Source organism: Mycobacterium sp. 852002-30065_SCH5024008 (assembly GCF_001665645.1).
In the GTDB taxonomy this organism is placed as follows: domain Bacteria; phylum Actinomycetota; class Actinomycetes; order Mycobacteriales; family Mycobacteriaceae; genus Mycobacterium; species Mycobacterium paraffinicum.
In genome coordinates, this window is record NZ_LZSZ01000168.1 from 1 (window position 1) to 19,092 (window position 19,092).

Genomic DNA, 19,092 nt, shown 5'->3' on the forward strand with positions numbered 1-19,092 from the left:
GCCGGCAAGACGTCGCTGCTGCGGATTGCCGCGGCCGCCGAGCACCCCTCGTCGGGCGCGGCCTTCGTGCTCGGCGAGCGGCTGGGCCGGGTCGACGTGTCGGAGTTGCGCTCCCGGATCGGTCTGAGTTCGTCGGCCCTGGCGCAGCGGGTGCCCACCGACGAGGTGGTGCGCGACCTGGTGGTCTCGGCCGGTTACGCGGTGCTGGGCCGCTGGCGGGAGCGCTACGAGGACGTCGACTACCGCCGGGCCATCGACATGCTGGAGAGCCTGGGCGCCGAGCACCTCGCGGACCGGAGCTACGGAACGCTGTCGGAAGGCGAGCGCAAGCGGGTGTTGATTGCCCGCGCTTTGATGACCGATCCGGAGCTGCTGCTGCTCGACGAACCGGCCGCCGGCTTGGACCTGGGTGGGCGCGAGGAGTTGGTGGCGCGGCTGGCCGACCTCGCGGCCGACCCCGACGCGCCCGCGCTGGTGCTGGTCACCCACCACGTCGAGGAGATCCCGCCCGGCTTCAGTCACTGCATGCTGCTGTCCGAAGGAAAGGTGGTCGCCGCGGGGTTGCTGACCGACGTCCTGACCTCAGAGAACCTGTCCACCGCGTTCGGCCAGTCGATCGCCCTCGACGTCGTCGACGGGCGCTATTTCGCCCGCCGCGTCCGCACCCGCGCAGCCCACCGGAGGCAGCTATGACGTCACCAAACGAAGAGACCCCACTGGTGCCGCGCCCCGCGGCGACCGTGATGCTGGTCCGCGACGACCCGGGCGGGATCGCCGTCTTCCTGATGCGCCGGCACGCCAAGATGGAATTCGCGGCCGGCACGATGGTGTTCCCCGGCGGCGGCGTCGATGACCGCGACCGCAACGCCGACATCGCGTGGGCCGGCCCGCCGCCACAGTGGTGGGCGCAGCGGTTCGGCATCGAGCCCGACCTGGCCGAGGCGCTGGTCTGCGCGGCAGCCCGGGAGACCTTCGAGGAATCCGGGGTGCTGTTCGCGGGGCCCGCGGGCGACCCGGACGGTATCGTCGGCGACGCCTCGGTGTACGCCGACGCCCGCCGCGCGCTCGCCGACGGCACGTTGTCGTTCGCGGATTTCCTGCGCCGGGAGAACCTCGAGCTGCGCTCCGACCTGCTCCGGCCGTGGGCCAACTGGGTCACCCCCGAAGCCGAGCGCACCCGGCGCTATGACACCTACTTCTTTGTGGGCGCCCTGCCGCACGGGCAGCGGGCCGATGGCGAGAACACCGAATCCGACCGCGCCGGCTGGACCACGCCGCAGGCCGCCATCGGCGACTTCTCCGCCGGCCGCTGTTTTCTGCTGCCGCCGACGTGGACCCAGCTGGATTCGCTGGCGGGGCGGACCGTCGCGGAAGTGCTGGCCGTCGAACGGCAGATCGTCACGGTGCAGCCGCACCTGGAGATCCAGGGCGACAACTGGGTCTTCGAGTTCTTCGACTCGGACCGCTACCACCAAGCACGCGAAGCCGGCGGGATGGGGTGGCGGCATTGAGCGAGTTCGTCAGCACCGTGGTCAGCGACGGCTCACGAGACGCCGGGCTGGCCATGCTGTTGCTGTCGCGACCGCCGACGAACGCGATGACCCGCCAGCTCTACCGGGAGATCGTCTCCGCGGCCGCCGAGCTGGGGGAGCGCGACGACGTGGCAGCAGTCATCCTGTTCGGCGGCCACGAGATTTTCTCGGCCGGCGACGACATGCCCGAACTGCGGACGCTGACCGGACCGGAGGCCGAGACGGCGGCCCGGGCGCGGCAGCAGGCCATCGACGCCGTCGCGCGGATCCCGAAGCCGACCGTTGCCGCGATCACCGGATACGCGCTGGGTGCCGGGCTGACGCTGGCCCTGGCCGCCGATTGGCGCGTCAGCGGTGACAACGTGAAGTTCGGCGCGACGGAGGTCCTGGCCGGCCTCATCCCCGGCGGTGACGGCATGGCCCGGCTGACCCGCGCGGCCGGGGCGAGCAAGGCGAAGGAACTGGTGTTCAGCGGCCGGTTTTTCGACGCCGAGGAGGCGCTGGAGCTGGGCCTGATCGACGAGATGGTGGCCCCCGACGACGTGTACGACGCCGCCGCGGGCTGGGCGCGCCGCTTCCTCGACGGCCCGCGGCACGCGTTGGCCGCCGCGAAGGCCGGCATCAACGACGTGTTCGAGCTGAGTCCGGCCGACCGGGCCGCCGCCGAGCGGCGCCGCTACGTCGACGTGTTCGCCGCTGGTGGCAGCGGTGAAGACGACTCCGAATCCGGCGCCCGTTAGGCTGCCCTGCATGACGACGAGTTCGACCGATGCCGTTCCCGGGAAGGATGTCGCCGCTGAAGCGGCTCCGACGCCCCATGCCACAGCCGAGCAAGTGGAAGCCGCCCGGCATGACAGCAAGCTGGCCCAGGTCCTCTACCACGACTGGGAAGCGGAGTCCTACGACGAGAAGTGGTCGATCTCTTACGACCAGCGCTGCGTGAACTACGCGCGGGACTGCTTCGACGCCATCGTGCCCGACGAGGCGCAACGCGAGCTCCCCTACGATCGGGCCCTCGAATTAGGCTGTGGCACCGGGTTTTTCCTGCTCAACCTGATCCAGTCCGGGGTCGCCCGCCGCGGATCGGTCACCGACCTGTCGCCCGGGATGGTCAAGGTCGCCACCCGAAACGGGCAGTCGCTGGGGCTGGACATCGACGGCCGGGTCGCCGACGCCGAGGGCATTCCGTACGACGACAACACCTTCGACCTGGTAGTCGGGCACGCCGTGCTCCACCACATCCCCGACGTCGAGCTGGCGCTGCGGGAGGTCGTCCGGGTGCTGCGGCCGGGCGGCCGGTTCGTGTTCGCCGGCGAGCCGACCACCGTCGGCGACACCTACGCCCGCACGTTGTCGACCCTGACCTGGCGCGTCGCCACCAACGTCACCAAGCTGCCCGGTCTGGACGGCTGGCGGCGACCGCAGGCCGAACTCGACGAATCCTCCCGCGCCGCGGCGTTGGAGGCCCTCGTCGACCTACACACCTTCACCCCGGGCGACCTGGAGCGGCTCGCCGTCGACGCCGGTGCGGCCGAAGTTCAAACGGCCACCGTGGAATTCACCGCCGCGATGCTGGGCTGGCCCCTGCGCACGTTCGAATGCGCGGTGCCGCCCGGGCGGCTCGGCTGGGGCTGGGCGAGGTTCGCGTTCACCAGCTGGAAGACACTGAGTTGGCTCGACGCCAACGTCATGCGCCACCTGGCGCCGAAGGGCTGGTTCTACAACGTGATGATCACCGGGGTCAAGCCCTCCTGAGTGACGGCCTCACGTTCGGCGCCGGGGACGTCCGTTATCTGCGGTCGGAATCGGGCGCCGCGGCGCTGGCGGAGGTCGCCGAGCTCAAGCTGACCGACGCCACCCGGGTGACCGATGTCGCCGCGGTGCGCGCCCGGTTCGGCGACCGGGCGGCGGTGTTGGTGGAGACGACGTTGCTGCGCCGGCGCGCCGCCGAGAAGTTGAGCGGGCTGGGCTCCGAAATCCCGGTGTCAGAATGGCTTTTCACCGATGAGGCGCTGCAGCAGGCCACCGCGGCGCCGGTGGCTTTGCACCGCGCCAGGCGGCTCGCCGAAGCGGGAGTCGTCGTGCACGACGCGACCTGTTCGATCGGCACCGAGTTGGCCGCGCTGCGCCGGGTCGGGGTCCGGGCGGTGGGCAGCGACATCGATGCGGTGCGGCTGGCGATGGCCCGGCACAACCTGGGCGGGGCGGCCGATCTCTGCCGCGCCGATGCGCTGGTGCCGGTGACCCGCGACGCCGCGGTGCTCGTGGACCCGGCGCGACGTGGCGGCGGGCGCCGCCGCTTCCGCGTCGATGACTACCGGCCGGGCCTCGGTGCCTTGATCGACACCTATCAGGATCGTGATCTCGTCGTAAAGTGCGCTCCCGGAATAGACTTCGACGAAGTGAGCCGACTCGGCTTCGATGGCGAGATCGAGGTGACGTCCTATCGCGGCGCGGTGCGGGAGGCGTGCCTGTGGTCGCGCGGACTGGGGCAGGGCGGTGTTCGCCGGCGGGCCAGCGTCCTCGATCGCGGCGAGCAGATCACCGACACCGACCCGGACGACTGCCCGGTGCGGCCGGCCGGGCGATGGATAGTCGATCCCGACGGTGCGGTGGTCCGGGCGGGGCTGGTTCGCCATTACGCGGCGCGGCACGGGCTGTGGCAACTCGACCCCGACATCGCCTACCTGTCGGGGGACTCACTGCCGGCGGCGGTCCGCGGCTTCGAGGTGCTCGAGCGGCTGGCGTTCGACGAGCGACGGCTCCGCCAGGCGTTGTCAGCGCTGGACTGCGGGACGCTGGAGGTCCTGGTTCGCGGAGTACGGGTCGACCCCGACGCGCTGCGGCGACGGATGCGGCTGCGCGGTAGCCGGCCGCTGTCCGTGGTCATCACGCGCATCGGGTCGGGGGCCGCCGGTCGCGCGACGGCGTTCGTATGCAGGCCCTCGCGGTAGGCTGGTGGGATCGCTCTTGGAGGCGCCAGCCCCGCCTAATCTGCAAGGACAATAGAAGGATGCGTTATCTGATAGCGGCCGTGGTGCTCGCATCGGCGGCCCTGTTAGGTTGGCCGGCCGCCGCCGCCCCACCGTCGTGCGCCAGCCTCGGCGGCGCCATGGAGGACGGCCAGATGTGCCGCGTGCGCGCCACCGGCCCCACCTACATGCTCAACATGGTGTTTCCCGCCGACTATCCCGACGAGCAGGCGCTGACCGACTACATCACGCAAAACCGGGACGGTTTCGTCAACGTCGCGCAGAGTTCCGGGTCGCGCGATCAGCCCTACCAATTGGAGGCGACCACCGAGCAACGCAGCTCCGGTCAGCCGCCGCACAACACCCGCAGCGTGGTGCTCAAGCTCTTCCAGGACCTCGGCGGGTCGCACCCCTCCATCTGGTACAAGGCGTTCAACTACAACCTGGGGAAGAAGCAGCCCATCACCTTCGACAACCTGTTTGCGCCGGGTACCACGCCGCTGGACAGCATCTTCCCGGTCGTGCAGCGCGACCTGGCACGCCAAACCCCTTTGGGCGCAACCATTTTCCCCTCGACCGGTCACGATCCGACGCACTATCAGAACTTTGCCATCACCGACGACCAGCTGATCTTCTACTTCGCGCCCGGTGAGATGCTGCCGGCGTTTGCCGGGCCGGTCCAAGCCGAGGTGCCCCGCAACGCCGTCCCGCCGCTGGCGCTCTGACAGCTAGACCGGCCCGGCCAGTGTCTCCATCGCCGCGGCGCCGACGGCCAGCGCCACCTGCGCGAGGCAACCGAGCAGTGGAACGAAGAACGCGGTGCGGCGCCGGGTGAGGCGGCGGATGGCGACCACCAGGGCGATGACGAAGACGACGGCGCCGCCGCCGAGACCGAGGAACATGGCGCGATCGATCCATGCCGGGTCGCCGCACTTCTGGGAGCCGCATGGGTCGGTGCCCATGACGAACAGGCTCAACACGCCGATTGTGACGGCGACCAGGAAAGCGTGGACGGCGAGCAGCGCAATGGTCGCGGTGCGGTCCACCGCCAGGTTGCGCTCGCTTTTTCCGGAGTAGGCGGCGACAGCGCCCTGCATCTCGCCGTCATCGGTGGCCATGGGCTCAGTATGGCCCGGTCATGCCGGTGCGAAACCGTACACCTGGCCATCGCTGGTCGCGGCCACCACGCGGCGATCGGTGCCGACCGCGACCCCCACCGGATAGCCGGTGGCTGCCGGAAGCGGATAACTGCCCTGCGTGTGGCCATTACCCGGATCGAAGGCCAGCAGCGACATACCGGGCGCGCCGTTTGCGGCCGGGGCGCTGACGACCGTGTACCCGACGCCGGCGCCGGCCAGGCTCGACGACGACAGCGGGACGACGTCGTCGCGGCGCCACGCCTGATCGGCGTGATCGCCCGCGTCCTTGAATGCCACCAGCCGGGTGTCGGGCCCGGCACCCGCCACGATGAGGCCGTCGGGCGTGACCGCGGGCGGCGTCTGTGCCAGGAACCCCAGCGGCGCCGACCATTTCACTTTCCCGTCGGCGGCGTGCACGGCCCACAGTCGTTGGTCGCGGCCGTTGACGTAGACGGTCGACCCGTCGGCGGACAGCACCGGGCTGGCGATGACACCGTCCCCGACGGCGTCGCTGGTCCACTCCCGGGACAGCAGCGGGGTCTGCCCTGGGTGATACTTCAGCCCGACCAGCCCCGCGCCCGGGGCGCCCGGCTGCCAGACGCCGAGCACCGCCATCTGGCTGGCCGCCGAAAAAGCGGGTGCGGCGGCCACCGGGCATCCCTGCCGCGCCGGCGCGCAATCGGCCAGCCCGCGCGTCGCGTCGGTTGGATCGACGCCGTCGACCAGATCCATCGGGCTGCCGACCACCGCGCCGCGGTGCGCCTCGAAGACCAGCACCTGACCCAGGTGCGTCGCCACGAGCAGCTGCCCGTGTCCCAGAAACCGCGGCGTCGCGGGCATTCCGATCACCGGCTGCCGCCACCGCGTCCACTGCGTCACTGGGAAGGAGAGGAACGCGCCGGGCTGGCCGACGTAGAGGTTGTCGAACCCGTCGAAGAGCGGGCCCCCAAAGCCGCCGCCCTGGAACAGCCGCACGCACCAGCGCTGCCGGCCGTTGTGGTCGTTCTCCCACTCCATCAGCGAACATCCGGCCGGCGTCTGCGCGTTGAGGGCCAGGTAGCCGCGCGCGCTCAGCGCCGGGCCCGCGGCCAAGCTCCCCTTGACGGAGCGCGTCCACCCCAGCGCCAGCTTGGTGGCGCCGTTGGTGCCGGTGTAGCTGCTGTTGGCAGCGTCGCCGTATTGCGCGGGCCAACCGGCCGACGCTGACGCCTCCACCCACGAGTCGGTGTTGGCGCAGCCGCCGAGCCCCATCGTGATCGCGGCGGCCAGCAGCGCGGATGACCAACGCCGAAGCCCACGCAGCAGATGTCGGGCACGCACTTGGATTCCCCAGATCCTTTCCGCGGACGTCGGCATGGGCAGCGATCGAGTACAGGTGAGGGTAACCCGTGGAGATCTCGGCGCGGTTGATCGCTAGGCTGTCCGGCCATGACGAGCATGTGGGGCGCGCCGGTCCATCGCCGCTGGCGTGGATCGAACCTGCGGGACCCGCGCCAGGCCAAGTTCCTCACGCTGGCGTCGCTGAAATGGGTGTTGCGCAACCGCGCCTACACACCCTGGTACCTGGTGCGCTATTGGCGGCTGCTGAAGTTCAAGCTCGCCAACCCGCACATCATCACCCGGGGGATGGTTTTCCTGGGCAAGGACGTGGAGATCCACGCGACGCCCGAACTCGCGCAGCTGGAGATCGGTCGCTGGGTGCACATCGGCGACAAGAACACGATCCGTGCCCACGAGGGCTCGCTGCGGTTCGGCGACAAGGTGGTGCTGGGCCGCGACAACGTCATCAACGCCTACCTCGACATCGAGCTCGGCGATTCGGTCCTGATGGCCGACTGGTGCTACGTCTGCGACTTCGACCACCGCATGGACAACATCAACCTGCCGATCAAGGACCAGGGCATCGTGAAGTCGCCGGTGCGGATCGGGCCCGACACCTGGGTGGGGGTGAAGGCGACGGTGCTGCGCGGCACGGCCATCGGGCGCGGCTGCGTGCTGGGGTCACACGCCGTGGTCCGCGGTGTCATCCCCGACTACTCGATCGCGGTCGGCGCGCCGGCCAAGGTGGTCAAGAACCGCCAGCTCGCCTGGGAGAGCTCGGCCGCCCAGCGCGCGGAACTGGCCGCGGCGCTGGCCGACATCGAGCGCAAGAAGGCTGCGCGCTAGAAAGTTGGCTAGGCAGCCGGCGGTGACCCGCAGCGCCCGGCTTCGCCGCGCTCGCGATCACCGCTAGGCAGCCGGCTCAGCGTGGTCGTCGACCTTGAAATCGAAGTTGACGTCGCCGGCGTCGACGTTGGTGACGGTCACCGCTATGCCGTATTTGTCGTTGCCGTCGACGAGTTGGCACCGTAGCGTCGCGCCCTGGACGCCCTTCAAGTTGTCGGGGCAGGTCACCGCGTCCGGTCGCCTGCCCACCTGTTGGGTCAGCTTGTTGCTGATGATGCTGGCGACCTGGTTCTTGTCGACCGTCTCGGCCATGTCGAACTTGACGTCATTGCCGTTCACGCTCGTCACGGTCACGTTGACATTGAACGTCTGGTCCTTGACCTTCATCTCGCAATTGAGTTGCGCCCCAACCTTTGCCGGCAGATCGTTCGGGCAGGTCACCGAATCGGGCTTGTTGCCCGCGGCGTCGGTGAGCTTCGAGGTGATCTGGCCGGCCACATCGCTCTTGCTGACCGTGTGCGACGAGCCCACGGAACACGAGCAGGCGCTGACGCCGGCCAGCAACCCCGCGGCGGCACCGGAGACCAGCAACGTCCGAACGATGAAGTGCGTCATTGGTGCCTCCCGGGCGGCTTGACAACTGTGAATCGGCTGATAATTGCATGCCAACTAGCTCGGGGTAGGCGATTGAGCAAACATTCACGCAGGCGACAATTCGTTGCTGAGCGAGCCGGGGCAGGCCCGTGGCTCAGATGCTCTGGTAGCGCCGCAGCGCTTCGGCGCGCTCGGCGCCGTGGTCGACTATCGGCGCCGGGTAGTCGGCCGGCCGGTCGCCCTTGCGCAGGTGTGCGTCGTCGGCCGATCGGAGCTCCGACACCCACCGCCGGATGTACTCCCCGGACGGGTCGAACTTCTCGCCCTGGGTGGTCGGGTTGAACACCCGAAAGTACGGCGCGGCATCGGTACCGCAGCCCGCGCACCACTGCCACCCATGCTGGTTGTTTGCCATATCCCCGTCGACCAGCTGATCCAGGAACCACTCGGCGCCCCACTGCCAGGGCAGGTGCAGGTCTTTGACCAGAAACGATGCGACGATCATCCGCACCCGGTTGTGCATGAAGCCGGTCTCGCGCAGTTGACGCATCCCGGCGTCGACCATCGGGAAGCCGGTTTCGCCGGCCTTCCAGGACTCGAAGCGGCGTTTCGCGTCGGAACCCGTGTCGGTACGGATGCCGTCGAACTGGCTGTTCCAATTGCGCCAGGCGCTGGCCGGCCGGTGATGCAGCACATCGGCGTAGAAGTCGCGGAACGCCAACTCGCGCACATAAGCCTGGGCCCCGTCGTGACGGAGGTCGAGATCGGCGACCATGGTGCGGGGATGGACGCTGCCGAACTTCAGGTACGCCGACATCCGGCTGGTGCCGTGCATATCGGGCCGATTACGTTCCTCGGCGTAGCGTTGCAACCCGTTGTCCACGAACGACTTCCACTGTTTGCGGGCCGCGGCCTCGCCGGCAGCGATGTCGAGTTCGGCGCCGGGATCCGGGATTTCGGCTTGCTCGAACGGCAGCTCCGCCGGATCGAGCCAGCGCGCGGAGCCGGCGCTCGATTTCGCCGGTGCCCGCCAGCCGGACTCGCGCCACTGGCGCAGAAACGGGGTGAACACCTGGTAGGGGGTGCCGTCCTTCTTGGTGACCCGGCCCGGCGAGACCAGGTACGGCGATCCGGTGGCCACCAGGGGAACGGAATCCAATGCGGCACAAACCTTTTCGTCACGGCGCTTGCCGTACGGCGCGAAATCCTCGGAGATGTGCACGGCCGACGCGCCGATCTCCCCGGCGATGCGCGGGATCACCTTGTCGGGCCGCCCACGGGCCACCAGTAGCCGGCCATCCAGGTCGTCACGCAGCTGTCGCAGCGAGTCACCCAGGAACTGGAGGCGGCGCCGGCCGGAGGAAGCCTCGAGCTTCGGATCGAGCACGAAACAGGCGAGCACTTCGCCGTCGTCGGCCGCGGCATTCAGCGCCGGATGGTCACCCAGCCGCAGGTCGCGGCGAAACCATAAGAGGGTCGACATGATCCGATGGTTTCCTCAGCGGTTCAACCGCCATACATGGGTCGCCAGGACGGTCGCGAAGGAACACCACAGCGGGTACGCCGACAGGGCCAGTCCGGCCCGCGGGTCGGCTTGCGCGGTCCGACGCGCGAGGTCGACGCTGCTGGCCGTCAGGGCGGCGGCACCGACCGCGGACGCGCCGAGTTTGTGGAAACGGAAGAAGAGCCAGCTCCATGCGGCGTTGAGAACAAGATTGAGCCCGAGCGCCGCGGCGTAGCCGCGTGCCTTGTTGTGTTGTCCCGCCGCGCGAAACCGGTCGATGGCCACGGCGGACGTAACCGCGATGTCGCCGTAAAGGGTGGTCCACGCCACCGGGAAGGCGGCGTTGGGGGGCTGGTACGGCGGCTTGCGCAGCCGCGCGTACCAGCTGGAAACGGCCTTGGCGCTCGCGATGCTTCCGGATCCGCCGGCGACGGCGACGGCGAGGCTTGTCGCGGCCAGAGTTGACTTGTTCACGGCGTGCTCCGTTCGTGTTGATATTCGACTTGCGCTGCAACGGCTTTGGCGGGTTTCGGTGCGGTGGGCCACCAGATACGGTCACCGATGATGGCGAACAGCGCGGGGATGACCAGTGTGCGGACCACGAAGGTGTCCAGCAGGATGCCCAGGCCGACGATGATTCCCAGCTGGGTCAGCACGATCAGCGGCAGCACGCCGAGCACGCAGAAGACGGCGGCCAACACGATTCCCGCGCTGGTGATGACGCCGCCGGTGGCCGACACCGCCGCGACCATCCCGGCACGCGCGCCGCGCCGCGCGGACTCCTCGCGCGCGCGGGTGACCAGAAAGATGGTGTAGTCCACCCCGAGGGCGGCCAGGAACAGGAAGGCGAACAGCGGCGTGCTGTTGTCCAGCGCCGGAAAGCCGAAAACGTGGCTGCTGGCCCATCCGCCCAGGCCGAGCGCGGCCAGCGCCCCGAGGATCGTCGCCGCGAGCAGCGTGGGCGGCGCAAGTGCGGAGCGCAGCAGGACATAGAGCACGACGAGGATGACCGCAAGAATCGCCGGGATCAGCAGATGCCGGTCGTGGGTGGCCGCGTTGCGAACATCGAGTGCCTGCGCATCCGCTCCGCCCACCAGCGCCGCCGGGTTGGCGGACTTGGTCGTATCACGCAGCGCGGCAACGGTATCGAACGCCCGATCGGATGATGGCGGCGCGTCGATCACCACCGACCACTTGGTCAGCCCGGACGCCGAGTGGCCGGAATCGGTCGCCGAGATCACGCCGGGGGTCGCCTTGATGGCCTGCGGCACCCGCGGGTCGGTGGGGGCGACGACGAGCGTGGGGTTGGCCAGGCCGGCCGGAAAATGCGCGGCCACAATGTCGTAACCGGCCACCGAATCCGCGTGCACCCGGAACTGCTCGGTCTGCGACAAACCGATGCGCGTGCCCATTAGGCCGGTGGCAAGGGCCGCCAGACCGGCGATCGCGACGACCGCGACCAGCGCCGGACGCCGGTTCACCCACTCCCCGACGCGATGCCAGGCACCGGAGTCCGTGGTCGGGTTGTCCTCGGGGCGGGGAATGAAGGGCCAGAACAATCGACGACCGCACAGTCCCAGCAGCGGTGGCAGTATCACCAGGGCCGACACCGCGGCGATCACGAGTCCGCACGCCCCCAGCGCGCCCAGGCTGCGTGTGCTCGGCGTCGAGGCGAACAGCAAGGTGAGCAACGCCAGCACCACGGTGGCATTGCTGGCGACGATCGCGGGGCCGGCCATCCGCACCGCGCGGCGCAAGGCGTCTCGATGTTCGCTTGCGTGCGGAAGCTCCTGCCGATAGCGCGAAATCAACAGCAGCGCGTAGTTGGTGCCCGCGCCGAAGACCAGGACGCTGGTAATTCCGGAGGTGGCGCCGTCGAAGCTCAGCCCGGTCAGCGACGCCACGGCCGTACCCAGCGCCGCGGCGACCCGGTCGGCGAACCCGACCACCACCAGGGGCAGCAGCCATAGCACCGGGGAGCGATAGGTGACGATCAGCAGCAGTGCCACCACCGAGGCCGTCACCGCGAGCAGGGTGATGTTGGCATTGGTGAATGCGCCGGCGATGTCGGCGCCGAACGCCGGGCCGCCCGTGACGTGGGCCTGCAGCTCCGCCGGCAGGCCGGTGGAAGCGGTTTTGCGCAGGTTGGCGACCGCGTCGCTCAGGGTGAGGCCCGACAGATCGGCGCTGACGGGCACCACCCCGATGGTCGCCTTGCCGTCGGCCGACACCTGCGCCGGCACGGCGGCACCGTCCGGCCGTATGGCGGCCTGCATGCGGTCGCGGGCCGCCTGTGCGGCGGTGATGTCGGCGGGGGCGAGCGCGGCGCCGTCGGTGCGGCTGATGACCATGATCAACGGAACGTGGTCCCCGCCGGGAAACTGGCGGGCCATGGCGTCGACCCTGGCCGAATCGGACGTCGTCGGCACGGACAACGGCGCCTGGCCCGCCGCCGCGTTTGCGCCGACGACCACCATGAAACCGATGCCGAGTAGCACCGCACCCAGCGCGAACAGCCACGAGCGCCGTCCCGTCAGGGCTGCGGCCAAGCCATCCCACACCACGGATCAAAGTCTTTCAGTATATTAAACATTAATCAACTGAAATTACGCATCGTCACGCATTCGGGCGCCGACGGCACGCAACAAGGGGCACTATGAACATTATGGATGTGAGGGGCCGGGGGTTCGTCGCGCCGGGGTGCCCGCTGTGACGGCCGACCGCGGGCCGCTGACCACTCGCAAACGGCGGCACATCGACGTGTGCCTCGGTGAGCAGGTCAACTACGAGCAGCTCAGTACGGGGCTGGAGCGCTACCAGTTGCCCTACAACGCGCTGACCCAGACCAGCCTCGGCGACATCGACCTGTCCACCAAATTCTTCGGTGCGAACCTGCGGTCGCCGATTCTGATCGGAGCGATGACCGGCGGCGCCGAGTTGTCGGGCACCATCAACCGGAATTTGGCCGTCGCCGCTCAACAGCTTGGCGTCGGGATGATGCTCGGCTCGCAGCGGATAATGCTCGACAGCGCGCTCGGTGAGCGGGCGGCGGCCAGCTTCACCGTTCGTGATGTGGCCCCGGATGTCTTGCTGTTCGGCAACATCGGCCTGGCCCAGCTGACCGAGGCCGCCGTGCCCGAGCTCGCGAAGGCTCTCGATCGGGTAGGCGCCGATGCGCTTGCGGTGCACACCAATCCGTTGCAGGAAGCGATGCAGAGCAACGGTGACACGGACTTCTCGGGGTCGTTGGCCAGGCTGCGGGATGTGGCCGACGCAATAGATTGCCCCGTCCTGCTCAAGGAGGTCGGTCACGGGATCGGCGGCGTGGCGGCCGCGGAACTCGTTGGGGCCGAAGGGGACTTGCCGGTTTCCGGGATAGACGTCGCGGGCGCCGGCGGCACGTCATGGTCGCGGGTCGAGCAGTTCGTCCGCTACGGCGAGCTGCGGTACCCGCACCTGGCGGATTGGGGCATCCCGACCGCCACGGCGATCGTGGAGGTGCGGGAGGTGCTGCCGGAGATCCCGCTGGTGGCTTCGGGCGGTATCCGCACGGGTATGGACGCGGCCAAGGCGATCGCGCTGGGCGCCGACGTCGTGGCGGTGGCTCGGCCGCTGCTGCCCGCCGCGATCGATTCCGCTGCGGCCGTTGTCGATTGGCTGCAGCCGTTCATCGACGAGCTTCGCGTCTGCCTGCATGGCTGCGGAGTCGCAAGCCTTTCCGGGTTGCGCGCCGTCGAGCTCACGCCAGTCTCGTAGCGGCGTGTGACATGGCGGTGATACTGGCCTACGGGTCGCCGGCCCTCGGGCACCTGCTGCCGGTCGGGGCGCTGCTCGCCGAGCTCGCCGCCCGCGGTCACGAGGTTCACGCCCGCACCATGGCGGCCGGCGTCGCGACGATGCGCGGGGTCGGCGTGCACGCCGACCCCGTCGCCCCGGACATCGAGGCGATCGTCGGCGAGGATTGGCGGGCCCGAAACGCCTTGGAAGTGTTGAAGTTAACCATCGACGTGCTCTGCCGGCGCGCGGTGCTCGAAGTCGAGGACCTGCGGCGCGCGGTGGACGCGGTCCGGCCGGATGCGATCATCGTGGACGCGAACTGCTGGGGGGCGATGTCGGCCGCGGATGCCGGAAGCATCCCATGGCTGGTGTTCTCGCCCTTCACGCCGTACCTGCGGTCCCGTGGCGTTCCGCCCTTCGGTCCGGGCTTTCGACCGCTTCCCGGCATTGTCGGCGACTTCCGGGACGCCTCGGTGCGACCGATCGTCCGGCACCTGTTCGACCGGCCAATGCTGCCGCGAGTCAACGCCATTCGCACCGGGCTGGGGGTGCCGCCGGTCGCCTCGGTCGACGACTTCGTGCGGCGCGCACCGCTGCTGCTGGCCGTCGGCGGCGAGCCCTTCGAGTATCGGCATCCCGGCTGGGCCGGTTTGGTTCACCACATCGGCGCGTGTGTATTCGAACCCGCCCAGCGGGCCACGCCGGAGTGGGTCGCCGCCATCGAGCGCCCGGTGGTGCTGGTAAACACGTCCTCGATCAGACAGCCGGACGCCGCCCTGGGGCGGACCGCGCTGCGGGCGCTGGCCGATGAGCCCGTCCACGTGGTGGCGACGTTCCCCGCGGGCATACCACCCGATCTTCCGCGACCACCCAACGCGACCATATGCCGCTTCGTCCCCCACGGGGCGGTGCTGGAGCGCGCCAGCTGCGCCATCACGCACGGGGGGATGGGAACGACGCTGAAAGCCCTCGACCGCGGCGTACCCGTCTGCGTCGTGCCGTTCGCGCGGGACCAGGCCGAAGTCGCCCGGCGCGTCGAGGTCGCTCGCTGCGGTACCCGCCTGGCGGCCAAACACCTCACGGTGGCACGGCTGAGGGCGAAGGTACGCGCGGCGATGACCATGGCGGACGGCGCGCGCCGCGTGGCTGCCGGGTTCGCCGCGACCGGAGGTGTGCAGCGCGGGGCGGACCTGATCGAGCAGCGCGTGCTCGGCCCGGCGGCCCGGCGACCGGTGCGCTAGGTCGTGCGATCGCCGGTCTTACTCACCGACCGGCGCCGGCCCTTGGCCGGCGCGCGTTTGGCTTCGCTAGCCGACGGCTTGGGGGTCGCCGCGTCGAATTGCGATTCGAAGGTGGACATCGCCTCCATCATCGCCACGAAAACCCGGTGCGCGGCGGCCAGATCACGGTCGGACAGGTCGGCAAGGGCCGCGCGCAGTTCCGCGCCCAGGGGGGTGAAGAACGAGCGGGCCAACGCCATGCCCGGCTCTTCGTAGCGGAGCAGCGTCTTGCGCCGGTCGACGGGATCGGGCTCGCGCCGCAGGTGGCCGGAGTCGATCATGCGGTCGACCAGGTAGGTGATCGCGGCGGGGGACACGTCCAGCCGCTGTCGCAACTGCGCCGGCGTCAGCGGCGTCCCGGCGGTTTCGGCGACCATGATGTGCAGCAAGGCGTGCAAGTCGGTGCCGCCGACATCGTGCTGACGGGCGAAGTGCCGTCCGATGCGGTCCGATTGCGCTGTGAGTGCGCGCATGTCGGCCGACATCAACTTCTCGAGTTCGGCTCGGTCTAGTCGCCGATCAGCGGCGCCGCGCTTGGTCACTTACCTGTGTCCTTCTGCAAGATTCGCCGCTCAGCGTATCGGCGACCGCCGCGCGCGGCCCGCCTACCCCGCCAAGTGTCTCGCGTTTACACCCGATTGGCCGGTGAATACACCGGCCGAGCGGGGGGTTCAGCACTTGGTCGGGTCGTGACCCCAGTTCATCAGCGAAGCCACTTCTCCAGCTCGCGAGCGGTCATGTTGGGTCCCCTGGAAGCGGTCCCAGGTGGTCTCCTCGTCATCGTCGGCCATCGGTGACCTCAGCCCCGGGGGCGCAGCGCGCCGGGCTTGTGCACCGCATCCGCGCCCGTCTTGTCGCTGCGGACCTTGTACTGCGGCTCGTCTTCGGAGGCCCGCACGGTGCGTCCGGCAGCCTCGGTGTCCGAGGTGATTTCGCCCTCGACCGTTCCCCGGACGGTGCTGCCGTGGCTCCGCCACTCAACCTTGTCGCCCTCGTGAAATTTCTTGTCACCCATGTCGCTTCTCCTTTCAACAGTGCGACGGTGCCGCCGCGGGCCTTACGCCACCGCGCGCGGTAGCGGTGACATCGCGGGCGATGCCGCCGAACACCACGTCGCGGTAGGGTGCCGACGCGTTCCAAAAAAGCTGCCCCGCAAGGCCATACGGCTGAAACAACGCCCGCTGGCGGTACTGGGAGCCGCCATTGCCGTCGGGGCGCGCGGACAGCTCCAGCCAGAGCCGACCCGGCAACGGGATATCGGCGCGCAACCGGACCAGCCGCGGCGTGTCGATGCGCTCCACCCGCCACCAGTCCAGGGCCTCGCCCTCATGTAACTGCTGCCCGTCCAGCGGCCGGCGCAGAAACCGGACGGCGCCCAGCGCGCCGTTGATCCAGCCGCGCAGGGGCCATTCCAACGGAAACGCCGACCAGTTGCGCTCGGCGACGGCCGTTTGGATGGCCCACCATAGCGTTTCGGGATCGGTGCTGCTATTGCGTTGACGCACATCCTCATACAGCGATCCGCCGGCCCACTGCGGATCGGTGGGCAGCGGCTGGGAAGGTGCACCGTTCATGTCGGCGCGCGACCACCGGGTGCGCAGATCTTTTTCGCGCACGTGCGCGAGGGCGAGTTCGACGGCCTCCTCGTAGTGCATCAGTCCGCTGTCGGGATCGGGTATGTACCGGGCGATGTCGTGGTTGGCGCACACCACGTCGTTTTCCAGCGACTCCATCAGCGAGAAGGCCAGTTGGCGAGGAATGGGGGTGAGCAAGTCGACCCACGGCGCCGACAGCCGGGGGCTCAATAAGGGCACCGGCACCGCGGGCCGCCTGGGCAGGCCCGCGATCACGGCGTACTTGCGGATCATTTCGGTGTAGGCGAAGCGGTCCGGCCCGCCGATGTCGAATGGCCGGTTCACCTCCGCCGGCAGCTCCGCCGGGCGGACCAGGTAATAGAGCACGTCGCACACCGCGATGGGCTGGACGCACGTACGCAACCAGCGCGGTGCGACGATGAGCGGAAGCCGTTCGGTGAGGTACCGCAGCAACTCGAAGCTGGCCGACCCCGCCCCGATGATGGCGGCCGCGCGCAACTCGACGGAGGGCACGCCCGAAATTCTCAGCAGGCGCCCTACCTGCGCGCGCGAGGCCAGATGATCGGAGAGCTTCTGCCCGTCGGGCGTGATGCCGCCGACGTAGACGATCCGCGACAACCCCGCCTCGGCCGCGCACTCGGCCACATTGCGGGCCGCGCGTTCGTCGAAGTCCACGAAGTCGGGGCGCATCAGCGAATGCACCAGGTAGTACAAGACTTGTTGGCCTTCCAGCGCCCGGCGCACTGCGGTGGCGTCGATGACGTCACCCTGAACGACGTCCACCTGGCCACGCCAGGCGACGTCGTCAAGCTTGGCGGGGTCTCGGGCCAGCACGCGCACGGTGTGACCGTTCTCGAGCAGCTCGGGGATGAGCCGCGTGCCCAGGTATCCCGTGGCCCCGAACACGACGCAGTGCATCAATTCGCTCCTTCAGCCGATTGGTCGTTGGGGGTGGCGGTGTGGGCAGGATGCCCCGACGTGCGCCGGCGCTCCTTCAGCCGCGCTTCGTAGGCGTGGCGACGACCGTCCGTGAGCCGGCTACGCACCAGGCGTTCGACATCTCGGAAGCACCGGTAGTAACCCTCGTCGTAATCGTCGACGACCTGAAAGGTCCACCGGCCGGGTAACACGTTGCGCCCGATCAGTTCGCGGCTGATGTGTTGCGCCAGATCGGAGTGGCCAAGCTCGTACAGCTGGGCGACCGCGGCGTCGAGTTGCAGGTCGGCCCGCCCGGTCAGCTGGTGGAAGGAGTACAGGTGGCCCCGGGCGCGCTCGACGGTTTCCATAGCCTCGGTGACTTTGCCGACCGCCTCGGCGACGGCGTCGCTCGTGTCTGCGTGATCCATGGCTTCCTCCCCGACCGGTCGCTATGGCATTCCCCCTGGGATAGGGGCCGAATCCCCGTACCCGGCGTCCATGGCTTAATTAACTTAATATTTAAGCTACTGGAATAAATCCGGCATCGCCATGGTGGTCCACTCGTGATGGCTTGCCGAGCAAGGGTTTAGGCGCCGGCCCGCCAGGGATCAAACCGCCTTGAGATGCTTCTTGGTCGCCCTGCGCAGCTGGATCATCCGCGCGGCGCCGACGAGCACCGTCGTGGTCGCACCGGCAACCGCCGCCAGTAGGTAGCCGACCCCGACCGGCAGGTTCCAGTGGAAGCCAAGGAAGTGGACGGTTATGGATTCGGTGTTCTGCGCGACGAAGATAAGCAGAATGATCAAGATCACCAAGCCGACGACGAGCGCCCACCAGGCGGCCGCCAGCCGGGTGAACGATCGGGATGACGGCTCGGAGGGAACGTGCGGCTCAGTGCTCATGCTGGTGACTAGCCCCTCACGCAGTGGGCCAAACACGCTGGAACCTCGCGATCGTCTCGTGCCCCGCCGTTTAATCCGTCGGTTCTGGGGTATGTGGCCTGCGATGACTGTGAAAGAGGTACCGCAGCATGTCTGGCGCGGCCGGCGCAAGGTGATGCGGTTGCAACGAGACCTGTGGCTTGCGCAGTTGGCCCTCTGGCCGACGTTGATCGTGTCGGCCGTTCTGCTTTCGGCGCTCACTTGGGCTTTGTGGCAACGAAAGTGGCAACGCAAGTCTCGTCGGAGTCAACCCGACGCGGTGCCGCCCGTCACGGATCCTTCATGGGCCGGCGCGCCGCGGCCGCAGGCCGGCCTCAGCGGCTGACGCGTCTCGCGAACAGCCTCCAGGAGACGGCCGCCGACAGGAACGCGAATGCCTGTGCGACACCGATGCGGCCGGACGGAACGAAAAGCCCTGCGACATAACGGTCGACGAACCCCGTGCTGGGCAACGGATCCATGTCGGCGCGGCGACGGGCCCATGACTCCAGTGATGTCAGCGGGCATGGCAGCCTGAGCGCGACGACGGCGGCACCCCAGGCGACGGCCGCCCGGTGCAGCACGATGGTTCGCGGCCAGCGCAGCGCGAGGAAGCCGCCTGCCGGCACGTAGGCCAGGTAGGCGAGGTGCACGCCGACCGTCACCACGACCGCGGCGGCATACCCTCTTCTCAT

21 protein-coding genes are annotated in these 19,092 nt (G+C 69.1%); 9 read left to right on the forward strand and 12 right to left on the reverse strand.

All coding sequences use genetic code 11. The annotated features are described in order from the left end of the window. The 6 genes from A5781_RS20135 to A5781_RS20160 form a co-directional block, all read left to right on the forward strand. Positions 1 to 693: ABC transporter ATP-binding protein (locus A5781_RS20135; protein WP_067210627.1), on the forward strand; the 693-nt coding region annotated here is incomplete at its 5' end. Continuing rightward, on the forward strand, positions 690 to 1,511 hold the full coding sequence (locus A5781_RS20140) for an NUDIX domain-containing protein (protein WP_067210630.1): 822 nt from the start codon (positions 690 to 692) through the stop codon (positions 1,509 to 1,511). The genes A5781_RS20135 and A5781_RS20140, both read left to right, overlap by 4 nt. Then, the gene (locus A5781_RS20145; protein WP_067210824.1) at positions 1,508 to 2,272 is read left to right on the forward strand and encodes an enoyl-CoA hydratase; all 765 of its coding nucleotides are present in this window, start codon (positions 1,508 to 1,510) and stop codon (positions 2,270 to 2,272) included. Before A5781_RS20140 ends, A5781_RS20145 begins: the two co-directional genes overlap by 4 nt. A 10-nt stretch (positions 2,273 to 2,282) precedes the next feature. Continuing rightward, on the forward strand, positions 2,283 to 3,287 hold the full coding sequence (locus A5781_RS20150; protein WP_067210634.1) for a class I SAM-dependent methyltransferase: 1,005 nt from the start codon (positions 2,283 to 2,285) through the stop codon (positions 3,285 to 3,287). After that, complete coding sequence (locus tag A5781_RS20155) at positions 3,284 to 4,486, forward strand: class I SAM-dependent methyltransferase (RefSeq protein WP_197503997.1); 1,203 nt, start codon at positions 3,284 to 3,286, stop codon at positions 4,484 to 4,486. Before A5781_RS20150 ends, A5781_RS20155 begins: the two co-directional genes overlap by 4 nt. Positions 4,487 to 4,545: 59 nt before the next feature. Further along, positions 4,546 to 5,229, forward strand: coding sequence for an esterase (locus tag A5781_RS20160; RefSeq protein WP_067210638.1), 684 nt, complete (start codon positions 4,546 to 4,548; stop codon positions 5,227 to 5,229). Positions 5,230 to 5,232: 3 nt separating this feature from the next. On the opposite strand, the gene A5781_RS20165 is transcribed toward A5781_RS20160, so the two are convergent. Further along, positions 5,233 to 5,622, reverse strand: coding sequence for a DUF6264 family protein (locus tag A5781_RS20165; RefSeq protein ID WP_067210642.1), 390 nt, complete (start codon positions 5,620 to 5,622; stop codon positions 5,233 to 5,235). Between the two features lie 18 nt (positions 5,623 to 5,640). Beyond that, positions 5,641 to 6,894, reverse strand: coding sequence for a PQQ-binding-like beta-propeller repeat protein (locus A5781_RS20170; protein ID WP_067210832.1), 1,254 nt, complete (start codon positions 6,892 to 6,894; stop codon positions 5,641 to 5,643). 177 nt (positions 6,895 to 7,071) lie between these two features. Here A5781_RS20170 and A5781_RS20175 point away from each other — a divergent pair, with 177 nt between their 5' ends. After that, positions 7,072 to 7,809: an acyltransferase gene (locus A5781_RS20175; RefSeq protein WP_067210645.1), complete on the forward strand. Its 738-nt coding sequence runs from the start codon at positions 7,072 to 7,074 to the stop codon at positions 7,807 to 7,809. 63 nt (positions 7,810 to 7,872) lie between these two features. On the opposite strand, the gene A5781_RS20180 is transcribed toward A5781_RS20175, so the two are convergent. The 4 genes from A5781_RS20180 to A5781_RS20195 form a co-directional block, all read right to left on the reverse strand. Then, the gene (locus A5781_RS20180) at positions 7,873 to 8,424 is read right to left on the reverse strand and encodes a DUF4333 domain-containing protein (protein ID WP_067210648.1); all 552 of its coding nucleotides are present in this window, start codon (positions 8,422 to 8,424) and stop codon (positions 7,873 to 7,875) included. A gap of 133 nt (positions 8,425 to 8,557) precedes the next feature. Further along, positions 8,558 to 9,886 (reverse strand): deoxyribodipyrimidine photo-lyase, encoded by a 1,329-nt coding sequence (locus A5781_RS20185; protein WP_067210651.1) that lies wholly within the window; start codon positions 9,884 to 9,886, stop codon positions 8,558 to 8,560. A gap of 15 nt (positions 9,887 to 9,901) precedes the next feature. After that, positions 9,902 to 10,381, reverse strand: coding sequence for a TspO/MBR family protein (locus A5781_RS20190; protein WP_067210654.1), 480 nt, complete (start codon positions 10,379 to 10,381; stop codon positions 9,902 to 9,904). Continuing rightward, the gene (locus A5781_RS20195; protein ID WP_067210659.1) at positions 10,378 to 12,471 is read right to left on the reverse strand and encodes an MMPL family transporter; all 2,094 of its coding nucleotides are present in this window, start codon (positions 12,469 to 12,471) and stop codon (positions 10,378 to 10,380) included. The genes A5781_RS20190 and A5781_RS20195 overlap by 4 nt, the downstream gene beginning before the upstream one ends. A gap of 145 nt (positions 12,472 to 12,616) precedes the next feature. Between A5781_RS20195 and fni the strand changes: the two genes are divergently transcribed. Then, positions 12,617 to 13,663, forward strand: coding sequence for a type 2 isopentenyl-diphosphate Delta-isomerase (gene fni / locus A5781_RS20200; protein WP_067210662.1), 1,047 nt, complete (start codon positions 12,617 to 12,619; stop codon positions 13,661 to 13,663). An 11-nt stretch (positions 13,664 to 13,674) separates the two neighbouring features. After that, positions 13,675 to 14,925, forward strand: a complete 1,251-nt coding sequence (locus tag A5781_RS20205; RefSeq protein ID WP_067210666.1) for a glycosyltransferase — start codon at positions 13,675 to 13,677, stop codon at positions 14,923 to 14,925. Here the strand turns inward: A5781_RS20205 and A5781_RS20210 are convergent. The 6 genes from A5781_RS20210 to A5781_RS20240 form a co-directional block, all read right to left on the reverse strand. Further along, positions 14,922 to 15,506, reverse strand: coding sequence for a MarR family winged helix-turn-helix transcriptional regulator (locus tag A5781_RS20210; RefSeq protein ID WP_067210669.1), 585 nt, complete (start codon positions 15,504 to 15,506; stop codon positions 14,922 to 14,924). The genes A5781_RS20205 and A5781_RS20210 overlap by 4 nt on opposite strands. A 257-nt stretch (positions 15,507 to 15,763) precedes the next feature. Further along, positions 15,764 to 15,979: a DUF2945 domain-containing protein gene (locus A5781_RS20215; protein ID WP_067210672.1), complete on the reverse strand. Its 216-nt coding sequence runs from the start codon at positions 15,977 to 15,979 to the stop codon at positions 15,764 to 15,766. 13 nt (positions 15,980 to 15,992) lie between these two features. Further along, positions 15,993 to 17,477 (reverse strand): DUF2867 domain-containing protein, encoded by a 1,485-nt coding sequence (locus A5781_RS20220; protein WP_067210683.1) that lies wholly within the window; start codon positions 17,475 to 17,477, stop codon positions 15,993 to 15,995. Then, complete coding sequence (locus A5781_RS20225; RefSeq protein WP_067210686.1) at positions 17,477 to 17,905, reverse strand: hypothetical protein; 429 nt, start codon at positions 17,903 to 17,905, stop codon at positions 17,477 to 17,479. Before A5781_RS20225 ends, A5781_RS20220 begins: the two co-directional genes overlap by 1 nt. A gap of 180 nt (positions 17,906 to 18,085) precedes the next feature. Next, positions 18,086 to 18,379, reverse strand: coding sequence for a lipopolysaccharide assembly LapA domain-containing protein (locus A5781_RS20230; RefSeq protein ID WP_067210689.1), 294 nt, complete (start codon positions 18,377 to 18,379; stop codon positions 18,086 to 18,088). Positions 18,380 to 18,732: 353 nt separating this feature from the next. Then, positions 18,733 to 19,092: a DUF2784 domain-containing protein gene (locus A5781_RS20240; RefSeq protein WP_067210836.1), complete on the reverse strand. Its 360-nt coding sequence runs from the start codon at positions 19,090 to 19,092 to the stop codon at positions 18,733 to 18,735.

Excerpts from the sequence above, each read along its gene's own strand:
- A5781_RS20170 (WP_067210832.1), bottom strand. The coding sequence starts at position 6,894 with ATGGGGCTCGGCGGCTGCGCCAACACCGACTCGTGGGTGGAGGCGTCA.
- A5781_RS20165 (WP_067210642.1), bottom strand. The coding sequence starts at position 5,622 with ATGGCCACCGATGACGGCGAGATGCAGGGCGCTGTCGCCGCCTACTCC.
- A5781_RS20140 (WP_067210630.1), top strand. The coding sequence starts at position 690 with ATGACGTCACCAAACGAAGAGACCCCACTGGTGCCGCGCCCCGCGGCG.
- A5781_RS20230 (WP_067210689.1), bottom strand. The coding sequence starts at position 18,379 with ATGAGCACTGAGCCGCACGTTCCCTCCGAGCCGTCATCCCGATCGTTC.
- A5781_RS20225 (WP_067210686.1), bottom strand. The coding sequence starts at position 17,905 with ATGGATCACGCAGACACGAGCGACGCCGTCGCCGAGGCGGTCGGCAAA.
- A5781_RS20215 (WP_067210672.1), bottom strand. The coding sequence starts at position 15,979 with ATGGGTGACAAGAAATTTCACGAGGGCGACAAGGTTGAGTGGCGGAGC.
- A5781_RS20220 (WP_067210683.1), bottom strand. The coding sequence starts at position 17,477 with ATGCACTGCGTCGTGTTCGGGGCCACGGGATACCTGGGCACGCGGCTC.
- A5781_RS20240 (WP_067210836.1), bottom strand. The coding sequence starts at position 19,092 with ATGAGAAGAGGGTATGCCGCCGCGGTCGTGGTGACGGTCGGCGTGCAC.
- A5781_RS20180 (WP_067210648.1), bottom strand. The coding sequence starts at position 8,424 with ATGACGCACTTCATCGTTCGGACGTTGCTGGTCTCCGGTGCCGCCGCG.
- A5781_RS20205 (WP_067210666.1), top strand. The coding sequence starts at position 13,675 with ATGGCGGTGATACTGGCCTACGGGTCGCCGGCCCTCGGGCACCTGCTG.
- A5781_RS20160 (WP_067210638.1), top strand. The coding sequence starts at position 4,546 with ATGCGTTATCTGATAGCGGCCGTGGTGCTCGCATCGGCGGCCCTGTTA.
- A5781_RS20175 (WP_067210645.1), top strand. The coding sequence starts at position 7,072 with ATGACGAGCATGTGGGGCGCGCCGGTCCATCGCCGCTGGCGTGGATCG.
- A5781_RS20150 (WP_067210634.1), top strand. The coding sequence starts at position 2,283 with ATGACGACGAGTTCGACCGATGCCGTTCCCGGGAAGGATGTCGCCGCT.
- A5781_RS20185 (WP_067210651.1), bottom strand. The coding sequence starts at position 9,886 with ATGTCGACCCTCTTATGGTTTCGCCGCGACCTGCGGCTGGGTGACCAT.